The organism is Paenibacillus sp. yr247 (genome assembly GCF_900103825.1).
Classification (GTDB): domain Bacteria; phylum Bacillota; class Bacilli; order Paenibacillales; family NBRC-103111; genus Paenibacillus_E.
In genome coordinates, this window is record NZ_FNIF01000003.1 from 116,666 (window position 1) to 131,683 (window position 15,018).

12 protein-coding genes are annotated in these 15,018 nt (G+C 43.0%); 1 reads left to right on the forward strand and 11 read right to left on the reverse strand.

Annotated features, from left to right (window positions below; all coding sequences use genetic code 11):
- Positions 1-125 precede the first annotated feature (125 nt).
- A complete protein-coding gene (locus tag BLT91_RS09570; protein ID WP_090820141.1) occupies positions 126-1,394 on the forward strand; it encodes an ATP-binding protein in 1,269 nt (422 codons plus the stop codon).
- On the opposite strand, the gene BLT91_RS09575 is transcribed toward BLT91_RS09570, so the two are convergent.
- The 11 genes from BLT91_RS09575 to BLT91_RS09625 all read right to left on the reverse strand — a co-directional run bounded on the left by BLT91_RS09575 (position 1,380) and on the right by BLT91_RS09625 (position 15,018).
- Entirely contained in the window at positions 1,380-3,194 is a 1,815-nt protein-coding gene (locus BLT91_RS09575) for a peptidoglycan D,D-transpeptidase FtsI family protein (protein WP_090820144.1), read from the reverse strand. The genes BLT91_RS09570 and BLT91_RS09575 overlap by 15 nt on opposite strands.
- A 142-nt stretch (positions 3,195-3,336) precedes the next feature.
- A complete protein-coding gene (locus tag BLT91_RS09580; RefSeq protein WP_254776863.1) occupies positions 3,337-5,490 on the reverse strand; it encodes a methyl-accepting chemotaxis protein in 2,154 nt (717 codons plus the stop codon).
- A 191-nt stretch (positions 5,491-5,681) separates the two neighbouring features.
- Positions 5,682-6,965 carry a peptidase U32 family protein gene (locus tag BLT91_RS09585; protein WP_090820147.1) on the reverse strand — a complete coding sequence of 428 codons (1,284 nt, stop codon included), beginning with the start codon at positions 6,963-6,965 and terminating at the stop codon, positions 5,682-5,684.
- Positions 6,966-6,990: 25 nt separating this feature from the next.
- On the reverse strand, positions 6,991-7,920 hold the full coding sequence (locus BLT91_RS09590; protein ID WP_090820149.1) for a peptidase U32 family protein: 930 nt from the start codon (positions 7,918-7,920) through the stop codon (positions 6,991-6,993).
- A gap of 38 nt (positions 7,921-7,958) precedes the next feature.
- Positions 7,959-9,056 (reverse strand): endolytic transglycosylase MltG, encoded by a 1,098-nt coding sequence (gene mltG / locus BLT91_RS09595; RefSeq protein WP_090820563.1) that lies wholly within the window; start codon positions 9,054-9,056, stop codon positions 7,959-7,961.
- A 127-nt stretch (positions 9,057-9,183) separates the two neighbouring features.
- Positions 9,184-9,480 (reverse strand): DUF1292 domain-containing protein, encoded by a 297-nt coding sequence (locus BLT91_RS09600; RefSeq protein WP_090820150.1) that lies wholly within the window; start codon positions 9,478-9,480, stop codon positions 9,184-9,186.
- Positions 9,477-9,785, reverse strand: a complete 309-nt coding sequence (locus tag BLT91_RS09605; protein WP_056610485.1) for a DUF1292 domain-containing protein — start codon at positions 9,783-9,785, stop codon at positions 9,477-9,479. The genes BLT91_RS09600 and BLT91_RS09605 overlap by 4 nt, the downstream gene beginning before the upstream one ends.
- Positions 9,786-9,791: 6 nt before the next feature.
- The gene (gene ruvX, locus BLT91_RS09610) at positions 9,792-10,208 is read right to left on the reverse strand and encodes a Holliday junction resolvase RuvX (protein WP_090820151.1); all 417 of its coding nucleotides are present in this window, start codon (positions 10,206-10,208) and stop codon (positions 9,792-9,794) included.
- A gap of 18 nt (positions 10,209-10,226) precedes the next feature.
- The gene (locus BLT91_RS09615; protein ID WP_028555746.1) at positions 10,227-10,487 is read right to left on the reverse strand and encodes an IreB family regulatory phosphoprotein; all 261 of its coding nucleotides are present in this window, start codon (positions 10,485-10,487) and stop codon (positions 10,227-10,229) included.
- Between the two features lie 112 nt (positions 10,488-10,599).
- Positions 10,600-13,227, reverse strand: coding sequence for an alanine--tRNA ligase (gene alaS, locus BLT91_RS09620; RefSeq protein ID WP_090820153.1), 2,628 nt, complete (start codon positions 13,225-13,227; stop codon positions 10,600-10,602).
- A gap of 720 nt (positions 13,228-13,947) precedes the next feature.
- Entirely contained in the window at positions 13,948-15,018 is a 1,071-nt protein-coding gene (locus tag BLT91_RS09625) for an AI-2E family transporter (RefSeq protein ID WP_090820564.1), read from the reverse strand.

Here is a 15,018-nt window from a genome sequence, read left to right on the forward strand (position 1 = left end):
CACAATGCTGAAATCGATATCATATGTCAAAAAACATCGAAATTTTGGAAAGAAATCAAAGGAGTTTCATACTTTCTGTCGAAATAAAAAGAAACACCAAATTTTTAATTAAGTAGGCGAGATCATTGAATGTATTTGACGATTTACTACTCAACATGCTTGTTTTAACCACACCCATCTTACTTTGTCATATCGTATGGCTGGATAGGCCAGGTCCCATTAACTTTAATGGTTTAGATCGAGCATTTATCGGGCTCATTTGTTCACTAATCGCCATATTTTGTATGTCACATCCCTTTTTTACGATAACAGGCAACCATTTTGATCTACGTATTATTCCCTTACTGGTCGCTTTCCTCTACAGCGGCATACGTTCAGGACTCGCAGTCTCCGCTATCATACTGGTCTACGCCTATTACATCGATGGTCCCGATTTCTTATGGATTGTTACCTTGTCCGCTCTTCTTGTGCCCTTCATCCTGGCTTTCATTGTTCTCAGCAATTGGAAGCACTTAACCCCAAAAGTAATGTTTCCGAGTCTACTTGCCTTCATTAGCGCTCTAGCTTCCTTCTGTATGACCATGCTTTATCGTATTGGTTCTTTTGTCTCTATAGATAGCACCTTTGTGCTTTACGGCTTGTTATTCTGTATCGTTCATATGCTCACAATGTGGTTGTTAAGTTATTTAATTGTTCGTATCCGTGAAAATATAGCGATGCGCCAAGAAGTCCAGCGCTCCGAGAAGCTTAATGTGTTAAGTGAGTTGGCTGCTTCTGTTGCCCACGAAATTCGTAACCCTATGACCGTTGCCCGCGGCTTTATGCAAATACTCAGCCAATCCCAAGTTACAGAGGACAAAAAGCTCGTCTATACGACCATGGTCATTGAAGAAATTGACCGAGCGCAAAATATTATTACCAACTATTTATCCTTCGCCAAACCACAAGCCGAGAAGCTCGAAGAGCTGGATGTATCCTCCTTATCTCTCAAATTAAGCAATCTCATTAAACCTTACGCGTCTATGAGAGGTGTTGAAATTAATTTCGACTTGGAGCCACTGCTTATGATCAAAGCCAACAACGAAAAAATGATTCAATGCTTAGTTAATTTAACAAAAAACGGCATTGAGGCAATGCCTAGTGGCGGCACTCTACAAATATCAGGCTTCAAAAAAAGCTCAAAGGTTATTTTGCAAATTAAAGATAATGGTATTGGCATGACTGCCGAAGAAGTAAATCGTCTCGGAACACCCTTTTACTCAACAAAAAATAAAGGCACGGGTCTTGGCATGATGGTCTCCTATAGAATCATCAAAACCTTCGGCGGCCTTATAGAGGTAACGAGCCAACCGGATCAAGGAACATGTTTTACAATTTCATTACCGTCCATTTGAATCGCTTGCTAGTATATCCATTATCCCTTTGAACAAAGGAATGGCCTTGTTGCTTTCGGAAGGATCGGTATTCTTAATAACGACAGATACGGCATATTTCGGAGAAGCAGCAGGTCCATATCCAATGAACCATTGATTAACCTTCTCCTGCTTTCCGATCTTTATTTGAGCTGTACCGGATTTCCCTGCCAGCTTCCACTTTGCATCCTTTAAACCTTGGCCAGTTCCATCGGTTACAACCTCTTTCATCCAGTTTACTAATGTGCGGCTTGTCGCAGCAGATACACGCCCCGACCCATCATTTAATTCGTGGGCAGGAAATTTCTCCATCACATGATCCGTCTGATATCGAATTTCTTGAACAACTCTTGGCGAATACCCCTGACCGCCATGCAGCAAAGTTACAATCATATTCGACGCCTGCAAAGGGGTCATCATAACATCTCTTTGACCGATGGCTGTCTGCATGAGTACTCCCTCATCGTTATGCGGGGTATGGGCTCCAAATAACTGTCCGCTCTCTTCTGCATCTAATTGATGGAGGATTTGCTTAGTGTCCGTCTTCCCTGTCCACCCAACCTCGTTCAATACGCCAAGCTTATGTGCATAACTTTCTAATTGAACTGGTGTCAAACGCTGCATTACTTTTGCAAACACAATATTACAGGATTGTGCATAACCCTGTTCTAACGTTAAAGGCCCATGGCCATCTTTTCTCCAGCATGTAAATCCATACTTCCCAAGAGCCCCTTCACAGTTGAAAGTCTCTTTGGGGTCGACTACTCTCTCATCCAATGCTGCTGCGGCTACAATTGTTTTGAAAATGGAGCCAGGTGCTGTCGCCTTTACCGCATAATTGCTCCAGCTATTGCTTGCAAGATCCACTTGCGTTGGATCATAATTAGGTCTGCTCGCCATCGCGACGATATCGCCTTGTTCCACCTCCTGAACAACAGTGGCACCTTCCCGAATATTCAGCTTATCCATAAGCCTTTCAATTTGCTGCTGCACACTTAAATCCAGTGTTGTAACTAATTTGACAGGATAGAAGGTGTTATCGGGCGCGATCATGCGTGCATCCAGGCCAGATAGCGGTCTTTTCCCTGCATCTGTAAAATAAGAGATCGATGTCTCCCCTATGCCGCGAAGCCACAGATCAAAAGTTTTCTCCAGTCCTGCCCCTCCAATCTTCGAGGTGAGTGAAACCTTTCCTTTCTCCAGATCAGCACCGTAAATACTCAACACTCTGTCCGGATTTTGCCCGATGAACCCAATCAGTTGACGCGCAGTCATTCCTGAAGGGTAGCGATCTTCCATCTCTACCACTTTCAAATTCGGCAAGCCGATCGCATTAATTTGCTCTTCTTGTTGATCGCTTAACGCTGCCGGCTTCCCGCTATCCGAGGTGCGCCAAACTTGTGGCTCTTTCAAATCATGAGTGAAAGCCAGCCAATTGTCTTTATTAGTTCCTAAAGTGCGGGCCAACTTGTTGACTTGTTGCGGTTTTAGTCGTAAGTCGCTATTAATAGGAAACACAACTAGGGATTTAATGATCTTTCCCGTCATCGGCTTTAGATTGCGATCCATAATTTCCCCACGGCCGCTATCCAGTACAAGTGCGCGCTGCCTTTGTACCACCGAGTTTTTAAGCAAATTAACACCTCGTGAGGAGTAGCTTTCCGTTGCGGCTATTTGTATCCAAAAAAGCTTGCCAACGATCCCCATAAATAAGAACAAGATCGTGAAGAGTACAAGAAAGATACGACGCTTTTCAAGAGAAGACAATTGTTTGATCTTCATGCCTATAACTCCTAACTACACAATGACTGCTTTTGCTTTCAGTATAGTCATTCCTGTTCTTGGGCAAACCGTCAAATTACCTTCAACAGAACAAAAAAATCCACCCTCCTTTATAGAGAGTGGACTACGAATATTATGTAGGCTAGACTTCGAATTTAGACAATGTATCGGTGAGCGATTTGGACAATGAATCCAGCTTGTCCGACAGTTTAACTAAGCCATCGCTAATGCTAAGCTGTTCGGAGCTCAAGGAAGCAACTTCTTCCGATGTAGCAAGGGATTCCTCAGCAACAGCGCTGACATTCGTCATTGCATCGGATAGAACAACTTGCGATTGCTCCAATGTGGAGATCGAATCACTTACCGTGCTGAGTTGTTCAATGAAACCACCCATGTGATTCGTTACTTGTTTGAAGATGGTGTCGGCTTCTTTTACCGCTAAAATTTGTTCTTGGAAAATTGGTGTTGCTGTCGAAAGAACTTTCACTGTCTCATCGATTTCTTTCTGAATGGTTTCTGTAATTTGACCTACGACATCAATCGATTGTCTGGACTGATCCGCTAGCTTACGAATCTCATCTGCAACGACCATGAAGCCTTTACCGGCAGCGCCAGCACGCGCAGCCTCAATTGTCGCATTCAAAGATAAAATATTGGTTTGTTTCGTCATGTTATTTAGAACATCCAGAATTTTACGGATAGAACGGGTACTATCTTTCAAATTATCAACTTTATCCACCATCGAGCGGATCATTTCCTCTGTAAGGTTCGTTTTTGAGATAAGCTCGGACATATACTTCGTACCTTGCTCACTGGAGCTTTGAACATCCGCCGCAGCTGTTCCCATTTCGAGGTTGGCTTCGATAACCTGTTTCATTTGTTCGCCAATATGATAAGTCAACTCATTGCCTCTCTCAGACTCCGTCGCCAATCCTCCGGCACCATTGGAAATCTCATCCGTAGCCACAGCAATTTCTCTTGCAGCTGTTGCTGTTACCTTCGAGGAATTCGTTAATTCTTGAGCGGTTTCGAATACAGCTTGTGCAGATGTACTGGTTTGTTGAACCAGGGTCGTAATCTGCTGCATCATCACATCAAAGCTTGAACCCAGCTGTCCTATTTCATCTTGTGTTTTGTAGTTAGCACGCACAGTAAGCTTCCCTTTTGCACCTTGCTGCATCAGGTTACGAAGATTAATCAGAGGACGTCCTATCATTCTAGCTACAAATAATCCGATTAGTACGGCTGCAATAGCCGCAAACAAAGCGATTAAAAGCGTATAATTGAAAATTTTCTTAGCATCCTTCACAAGCGAGCTCACAGGGATATCACCAACGAGATTCCAACCGGATATCGTTGATTTATAATAGGCAACCAAGTGATCGTCTTTGGTTATAAAAGAGCCATGTCCTTCATCTTGTTGATCTTTCGTCAATTGAATAGCAGCATTTTTCTCAATTTCCGCAGTATCCTTAATAGCAATATTTTTGTTCACTGCATTCGTAATGACAACTTTACTATCATCACCTAATGACATCCCATTAAGTTCTTTATTCAGAATATCTGTACTCAGTTCTATTAATAGAATAGCTGAAGAGCTATTAGATATTGTACTCAATACACGGCCAATGGCAAATGTATTCGTCGAGTTGCTGGAATATCCTTTGATCTTACTATCCAACCAAACCACTTTCCCGCGATTGTCTACAATCTTCTTAAACCATTCATCCGCGATTGAGTTGTCGCTCAATGTGCTTCCACCCGAGCCCGTAATGACGATCAGCTTACCATCTGGTCTGTACAGATGAAGCGTTTTAATTGACTTGTTCGAGAACGTTATCACATTCAGTTTCTCTGTCAATTGGCGAGTAACCTCAAGAAATTCATAAGAGGAAGGATCTAATGTAGGGACTTTATCAATTAGATTTTGAAATTCCTTATTAAGCATTATTTGTAAGGATACATCATCAAAAGTTTGATAAAGGAAATCTAGTTTTTGTCCCGCCTGCGTTACGGTTTGGAGACTAGATTCAGACACTTTGTTCTTTATCACATTTTTGGATACCGTGTAGGAAATCATACCCACGATAAGAACGAAAAACAAAATACTTGCAAAAAACATTAAAAACAGCTTCATTCCTACGGATTTCACTGGATTTTCCAGCTTAACTTGCTTCATTTCTTTAAAAGCACCCGTACCCATTTGCTTAGATGTCTTGCTAGCTGAGCCAAATGCTTGAACGAAAGATTTGACTACTTTGTTAAAAGCGAGAATACGTTGGAGTCTTTTTTTCATTTTGTCACCGCCATTAGTTTCTTCTTCATGTACGCAACCTGTTTTAAGACTAATATGAAAAGGGTTACACTTGAAGTTTTTAAACAATTTCGACATACTTAAACAATTTCCTTTAAAATTCGATCTAACTTAAATAAAAAAAATAGAAACTTTCTCCAATATACCTGAGTCTGGAGAAAGCTTCCATGGTACTATTTACCTGTTTTTTTACGCATCATATCCCATTTTTTTACAGGTAAGTCGGTTTTTATTTTAATTAATTGAAGCGGATGTCTAGCAGCTTCTAACTCTTGGTCTTCCTCATTCCATATCACGCCAACCTCTTGCTTGAAATGCGTACCTTGCGGTCCGAAAAACTCAATTTCTTGCCCAGGCTTAAAATGATTTCTTTGCTGTATGAGCGCGATACCCGATTCAGCATCATATGACATAACCAAACCGACGAAATCAAAACCAACGACTTTGTCCTCTGGTTCGAAAATATGATCCTCATGTCCAGGAGCTTCATAGAAGAAACCGGCGTTCAAAGGACGATTTGCGGCTTTATAAATTTCATCCTGCCACTCAGGATTGAGCTCAAAATGCTCTGGATCTGCAAAGTAGGCATCAATGGCTTGGCGGTACGCATTCACAACCGTAGCCACATAATGAATACTTTTCATACGCCCCTCAATTTTGAAGCTGTCTACACCCGATTCGATCATTTCCGCAATATGTTCTATCATGCTTAGATCCTTCGATCCCATCGTGAAAGCATCATCTTCCTCATTAAACATTGGCAGGTCTGTGGCCAAAGGGGATGAGAGAGGTTGATCCTTTGCAAACAAATCGTATTTCCAGCGGCATGATTGCGAGCAGCCTCCGCGATTGGAATCACGATCCGTAAAATGATTAGAAAGCACACATCTGCCCGAATATGAACTGCACATTGCCCCGTGAATGAATGCTTCAATCTCCACATCGACATGAGCCTTAATTTGATCAATTTCTTTCATGCTGACTTCGCGGGCCAGAACAACTCGTTCAATGCCTTGCTCTTTCCAGAACTTAACGGTTTGCCAGTTCATGGCGGACTGCTGCGTACTTACATGTACCTCCAGCTTAGGCGCAACTCTCCTACAAGTCTCCATGATAATGGGATCGGCCGCGATAATAGCAGTAATTCCAACCTCTTGAAGCCCCCTTAAATAATCGTCAAGGCCTTCTATATCCTCGTTATGAGCATAAATATTCGTCGCAACGAATACCTTTGCCCCATATTGATTGGCAAACTCTACCCCTTCGCGCATTTCCTCCAGTGAAAAGTTATCCGCGTTGGATCGAAGTCCGTACTTCTGGCCACCAATGTATACCGCATCCGCACCGTAATGGATCGCGAATTTAAGCTTTTCTAAACTGCCTGCAGGAGCAAGTAATTCCGGCTTTTGCAGCCTTACACGCTTTCCTCTAGCTCGCGCTTCTAATGCTGTCGTCATCTCGGAGAGCACCTTCTTTCATCTATCAATATACCTGTTCTTTGTAGAAAAATCCGTAAGATAATTCACGTTCAGGGTCTTGTAACCGGGCTATTGCATCCAACCATTCTTGTTGGAACACATAGCCATCAGGATCAGCCGCATAAGCGTCAATAACAGCACGATAGCTTCTCACTACTGTTTCATTATACACAGAAGACTTTAAAAGACCTTCGATTTTCAAGCTATCTATGTGACCATCCATTAGCTCAGGCAAATTTTCCAACATACATATATCTTCGGAACTCATAATGTGCGTGCCATTGCCATCTTCATATACCGGATAACGCTGATCACGGCGTTCATGCTCAATCAAGAAAAGCCCGCGCTCTATGGAACGATCCTGAGGAGCTGAATCTTTTCCTTGGTGCTCGATATAATTTTTCACTAACTCTCGCTTTGAGTGATAAATATTGGTGATGCCATGTACTTGAACTTCAACAGCCAGCTCTGCATGCTCTTTAAAAGCCAAAACCTGCTCCATATTCAGCTCTCTCGCAAGCACGACACGGGTAGCACCTTGTTTGGCCCAATAATTCGCAGTCGCGTAATTGGTTGACGTCATTTCTGCATTCCAATGGAGCGGCAACGGTTTAGATAAACTACGGGAAGCCATTAGCACAGCGGGATCACCGAATATGACCGCATCCACACCGTATTCCTGTAATTTTCTCAAATATTCGAATAGCCCCTCTAGAGACTCATTATCGAAAATTTTGTTTACGGCAACATATACGTTTGCCTTCTTTTCGTGCGCCCAGACTACAGCTTCCTGAATCTCGTCCAGCTTAAATTCTCCTGGAAGACGCATGCCATAGCGCTCTTCGCCAATGATGACAGCATCTGCGCCTGCTTCAATTAATCTTTTCACTTCAGTTACCGTGCTGCAGCTTACTACTAACTCTGGTTTTTTCACTTGCTTACCCTACCTTCTGTCTGCTTCCTATCGTGGTTCTAATTAACAGCTTTCTTACTTTCCGCAATATTCTTCTTGTGCTCTTCGAAGGTCTCAGCGAACAGATGCCCTTTTGTCCCATCCTTCTTAGTAACATAGAACAAATACTTCGTCTCTTCCGGATAAATAGCTGCTTTCATCGAGGCAAGGCTCGGACTCGCTATCGGCCCCGGAGGTAAACCTGTGTTTAAATACGTATTATAAGGGCTTTGTATTTGTAGATCCTTCTCCAGCAATCTCTCTTTGGACTTATCGAATAAATATTGTACCGTTGCGTCAATTTGCAAGGGCATGTTCTTCTTCAGCCGGTTTTGAATGACGCCGGATACCAGAGCACGCTCCTCGTTTACTACAACTTCACGTTCAATTAACGATGCAATCGTCAGCATCTGGTGCACGTTAAGTCCACGTTCCTTGAGCTTGTCCTTCCAGTCCGGAGGAAGAGTTGCTAACTTCTTATCGAGCTGCTGCAGTGTTCGCTCAATGAACTCTTGTTCCGTTGAGCCCTTCTTGAATTCATAGGTTTCTGGGAATAGATACCCTTCAAGTCGGTGTTTAAGGTTCTTATTATCCGGAATCGTTGCAATCGTTTCCTCCTTAAATCCAGTCGGTGAATCTGCCATCTGAAGAAAAACATCCCTATTCCAAGGCGTCTGCTCACTCAGTTTAGCTGCAATTTGATCTATAGTATAGCCTTCAGGGATCGTGATCCGGATGACTTCTTCCTTAACGGTCTCGCCTTTATTTAGTTTATCAATCATCTTATCGAACGTCATGCCCGGCTTCATACTATACTCGCCTGCTTGAAGCCTGGAGCCTTGTTTCTTCAATTTTAAATAATACATAAAAATCGATGAGTTCTTAATAAGCCCCTTCGTTTCAAGCTGCTTGGCGATTTGCAAAGATCCAGTGCCTTGTGGAATTGTAACTCTTACTTCTTGCTCAGAGGCAGCTACAGGTTGCAGCGCATTAGCAATATACAATCCTAAACCACCTGCTGTTCCGATGATTATGAGCAGCAATAGACCAATAATAAGAAGTGTGAGCTTAAGCTTACTTCGTTTAGGCTTATTCTGTTCATTTTCTTGTTCAAGCATGTTGTTCACAATAATCCTCCTAAGAGTTTTCGCAAGAAAACTAACGTCGTAAGCATAAGCTTTGAGATTTGCTTTACCCCTAAGCAAACAAAAACGAGCGGATGCAATCCGCTCGGTTGTATGCCTCTTACAAGTCATCCTGTTCTGGAAATACCATCTCGTCGTAGAGCTCCGAAACAGTTTCCCATTCGTCGTCATCTTCGATGGTTTCCAATTCATACTGCCCTTCAGCATCCGTCGTCACTCGGAAAACAGCAACCTCGTCTTCCTTCATGAGCTCATCGGATTGGAGAACAGCATACGTATAATTTCCATAAACGAATTCTTTAAGAAGATGATACACCGTTGATTCGTCTTGCTCATCAAACAAGATAATATCATCCCCGTAAGTTTTTCGCAATACGTCAGAAGGCGTCGTACTCATGCTTCTTCTTCCTCATCGAATTCTGCCATTAACGTATTGAATGTTTCTTCAACAATATTCCATTCTTCTTCATCATCGATGGTAAACAGCTTCAAATCCTCGCCGTCATCATCTTCTTCATAGCGGAATGCGTACACTTCATCGGATTCTTCATCTCCTCCGTCTGTAGGCACCACCATCATGTACTTCTTATCTGAACCGTCCACTTCGAATTTCATGATAACCTCGAACTCTTCTTCGTTGCCTTCATCGTCCGGGATGTAAATGATTTCTGGTTCTTCTTCACGCAATTCTTCTTTGGACATGTTCGTTCACCTCTTCAAATTGGCATCCATATACCCTTGTAGGATGAGCTGTGCGGCCATTTTATCGATGACCTGCTTCCGTTTCTTCCGACTCACATCAGCTTCAAGAAGCGTGCGTGTCGCAGCTACGGTTGTTAACCGCTCATCCCACAAGTGGACAGGTACACTTAGTTTTTGTTCTAATTCTTTCGAAAATTCGATTGCAAGCTCGCCTCGAGGACCTATTGTGTTGTTCATATTTTTGGGTAAGCCTACGACAATCTGAGTAACATCATACTGTTTGACAATGGCCTCCAGCCGCTCGATGTCTTCCCCAGGCTTACGTCGATGTATGACTTCTAGCCCTTGGGCTGTCCATCCAAGCTCATCGCTCATTGCTACACCAATCGTTTTGTCCCCATAATCCAAGCCTATCCATCTCATGCCGGTTCACTTTTCCTTCTATTTGTGTTGACCCAGATAAGCACGAACTAATTCTTCAATAAGTTCGTCCCGTTCCCGTTTGCGAATGAGGCTCCGAGCATTATTATGCCGTGGAATATAAGCAGGATCTCCGGAAAGCAAGTACCCGACAATTTGGTTGATCGGATTATAGCCTTTTTCCTGAAGAGCATCATACACCGCTAATAACACATCTTTGGGCGATGTCTCAATTTCTTCTGCCTTCACGTTGAACTTCATCGTTTTATCCATGGAACTCATCAGGAGCACCCCGCTTTCCTTTTGATACCTTTGTACTATATTTGAAAAATGGTCCGTGTATACTGGTTATATTCTCTATGGGATTAAAAATTCCTGTCCCACAGAAAAATAATTATGCGAATTGGGAAAGATGACCTTCAACTCCAGACAACGCAGCCTGCAATTTGGATGCATCCTTACCGCCTGCTTGCGCCATATCCGGACGACCGCCACCGCTACCACCTACGGCCAGAGCCACTTCTTTTATGATTTTGCCAGCATGGTAGCCTTTAGCCACAAGATCTGGTGTGACAGCAGCAACCAAATTGACTTTGTCATCAGCAACGGCGCCGAGCACGATAACAGCAGAACCTAACTTCACCTTCATCTCATCCACAATGTTGCGAAGAGAATCAATATCCGCTGCATTCACTTGGGCAGCTAACAAAGATACTCCGGCAGCTTGCTTCACTTGATCTGTAAGTGAGCCTGCTTCAATGCGTCCAAGTTTGCTCCGCAACGACTCATTCTCACGCGTCAGCTCCTTCATTTGCTGCAGCGTGGCTTCCAGACGCTTAGGAACATCTTGAACATTCGATTTAAGCATGCCTGCAGTTTCTTTGAGCAATTGCAACTGCTGGTCTAGATATTCATATGCGCTGCGACCCGAAACTGCTTCGATCCGGCGTACACCGGAACCAATACCGGATTCGCTAACAATTTTGAACAAACCTATTTGGCCCGTATTCTGAACATGACAGCCTCCGCATAGCTCTAAGCTGTAATCGCCTACTTGCACGACGCGTACGATATCACCGTATTTCTCGCCGAACAAAGCCATAGCTCCCATTGCTTTCGCGTCTGCGATTGCTTTCAATGAAATATCTACATTCGTGTTATTCCAAATCTGACGGTTCACACGTTGTTCTACATCCTGAAGCTCTTCGCTGCTAATGCTGCCGAAATGCGAGAAGTCAAAACGCAGGCGATCTGGTTCAACAAGGGAACCCGCTTGGTTAACATGCGTGCCTAGCACTTCTTTCAGCGCTTTATGCAGCAAATGTGTTGCTGTATGATTTTTAATGATATCCCCACGCTGAGCAGCTGCTACGATCGCTTCTACCGAATCACCTTTACGCAAAACACCCGACTCCACTACAACCTTGTGAACGTGCTGACCATGAGGCGCTTTGATAACATCTTCAACCTTCAATGTTACTTGGTTGCTGCGAATTGTACCATAATCACTCACCTGACCGCCGCTCTCAGCGTAAAAAGGTGTGCGGTCCAATACAACCTGACATGTCTCACCAACACCGACAATGTCTACGAGTTCGTTCTCATGAATGATCGCCGCGATACTAGCAGTAACTACCAATTCATTATATCCAACAAATTCGCTTTTAATCGTCAAATCAGACAGCGGTCCGCCTTGTACCTTCATTCCGCCTTCTTTATTGCTAGCAGCTCTTGCTCGGTCGCGCTGCTCCTGCATGGAGGCATCAAATCCTTCGCGGTCAACCGTCAATCCCTTCTCGGAAGCAAAATCTTCTGTCAAATCGAATGGGAAGCCATACGTATCATACAGTTTGAATGCGTCCGGTCCACTGATCTGATTCGTACCTGCTTGACGTGTCTTTTCTACCATCTCGGCAAGAATAATCAAGCCATCACTTAGCGTTTCATGGAAACGTTCCTCTTCTGTACGGATGACTTTCTCGATAAATTCACGTTTATCTACAACTTCGGTGTAGTAAACTCCCATGATTTCACCTACAGTAGGTACGAGCTTATGAAGAAAAGGCTTATCAAGTCCAAGTACTTTACCATAACGCACAGCGCGTCGCAGCAAGCGACGGATGATATAACCTCGTCCTTCGTTTGAAGGCAGCACCCCATCGCCAACGGAGAAAGCAACTGTCCGGATATGGTCAGCGATTACTTTAAGCGCCACATCGTGCTCTGCGTTCACATGATATTGCACGCCGGTAAGCTCACAGGCTTTATCAATGATTGGCTTAAACAAATCTGTGTCAAAGTTTGAGTCCACATCCTGCAAGATTGAAGCAAAACGTTCAAGCCCTGCGCCTGTATCAATGTTTTTGTTAGGAAGCGGTGTATAGCTGCCGTCTTTATTATGGTTGAACTGCGTGAAAACAAGGTTCCACACTTCAAGGAAGCGCTCATTTTCCCCGCCAGGCCAGCATTCCGGATCAGATAAATCACCGTATTTATCTCCACGGTCATAGAAAATTTCTGTACAAGGACCACATGGACCCTCGCCAATATCCCAGAAATTATCTTCCTTGAGCTTATAAATACGCTCTTCAGGAATACCGATTTGTTTGTTCCAAATCTCAAAAGCTTCCTCATCATCTTCATGCACAGTGACAGATATACGATCCGGATCAAAGCCGATCCATTGCGGATCAGTCAAGAACTCCCATGCCCAAGGAATAACTTCTTTCTTAAAGTAATCTCCAATGGAGAAATTCCCTAGCATCTCGAAGAACGTATGATGACGGCGCGTTTTTCCTACGTTTTCAATATCATTGGTACGAATACATTTTTGAGCATTTGTAATTCGCGGATTTTCAGGAATTTCGCGTCCATCCAAATAAGGCTTTAATGGTGCAATTCCCGCGTTAATCCAAAGCAATGACGGGTCATTATGTGGGACGAGTGATGCACTTGGCTCTACCTTATGCCCTTTACTTGCAAAGAACTGCAACCACTTGGAACGAATTTCACTTGCTTTCATCTCTCTCAAGCCTCCATATTTATGAATATTGTCAAGGTTGGTGCGAAGCTAAAGTATAAAACTTTACTTTTCTTATCAACTCGAAAACAAACAAAAAACGCCCCTGTAACATACAGGGACGAATCATCGCGGTACCACCCTGGTTATTGTGTCTGGCTCATCTTGCCTGTGGCAAGAGGAAACAAACCCAATCTCCTTGTGCGGATCTTTAACGGGTCCAACCGGTGGAGTTCATCCACACTCCGAAATTAGCATTCAGCCATCCTAGCACCGAAAGGTTCTTCCAGCCGGATAAGCTTATGAAAGCTGCATTCCGGAACCTTTTCTCTGACAGTGGACTATGGCTTACTAAAATTTCATCAACGTTTTTGCTGCAGATCTAGATAAGGCAAATTATAACTTTATGCTGGTACACTGTCAATATTCCTTCGACTATATCAGAGGTCAAACTTCAATAGAATTTCAAGAAAACATAAAAATTAGTGTTGACAATCATTCTCAACGGAAGTATACTATGTATATTGATAATGATTTTCATTATCGAAAACGAAACAAGCTTTAAAATTCAGTATACTTATTCCGTAGCCCATTCGATGGTTTACGTATGGCCACACCTTTCATATCCTCAACCCTCGTACAGAACCCCTATGGACCATGATCCCGCAAGTCATGGTTCACAGGGGTTCTGTGCGTCTACCTAGTCTACTCCTAATTGAAAAGTTATGTCGTTGGCTTATGAACATAGTTAAGGAAAACATGTTGAATAATAACCTTCAATACGGCAAAAAAAGGTACGGCTAAAATTAAGCCCACAATACCCGCTACTTCCCCGCCTACAAGTAACGCAAAGATGATGAACAACGGATGCATATGCAGCGATCTACCCACCACTTGAGGTGAAATGACATTACCTTCTAGAATCTGAACGGATAAATTCACCAGTGCGACGAATAACACCATTTTCAAAGATATCGTTGAAGCCATAATGATTGCCGGTGCCGCTCCAAAGAAAGGCCCCAGATAAGGGATAATATTAAATATCGCCACAACACTCGCGAGCAGCAGAGCATAAGGCATACCAACTAACCAATATCCAAGATACGCAAGACCCCCGATAATCAAACAAACTAACAGTTGTCCGCGGATATAATTACCAAGCGCTGTATCAATATCAACCAGTAGTTTGATTGTTTTCTTACGATGCTCCCGCGGTACAATAGCTAAAGCCGTTTTCTCAATAATTTGGAAATCCTTCAAGATGTAAAAAGCAACGAACGGAACGATAAAAGCAATAAACAGCATATTGATCGTGTTGCCAATTTGATTCATGTAGTTCGAAATGGCCATAGAAATGCTATTTTCTAGCTTTGTAAGTGAATGATTAAATCCTGAGCGCACACTTTCGGGCAGCAGTTGATTTTGATTAAAACCATCGACAAGAGATTGAGCACGCATAGCCATTTGGGGCATATGCTCGTTTAGTTCTGCAATTTGAGTTATAAACATCGGCGTCATATTCATAATAATGACAGTGAGCGATGAGATAAATACACTATAAATCAGCAGTACAGCTATCGTTCTCGGTACTTTCCGTTGGTTAAGAACATTTACAATGGGGTTCAATATGTACGAAATAATCACAGCTATAAAAAATGGCGTTAAGATGGCTTTGATAAAGGTAAATAAGTTAAACAGGATAGGCTTTATTTGCAAAAGCATATACAAAATGCTCAAGGCAAGCAGTGTGTACACTAACCCGACAAACCATCTATTTTTCCAAAAACGTTCCAT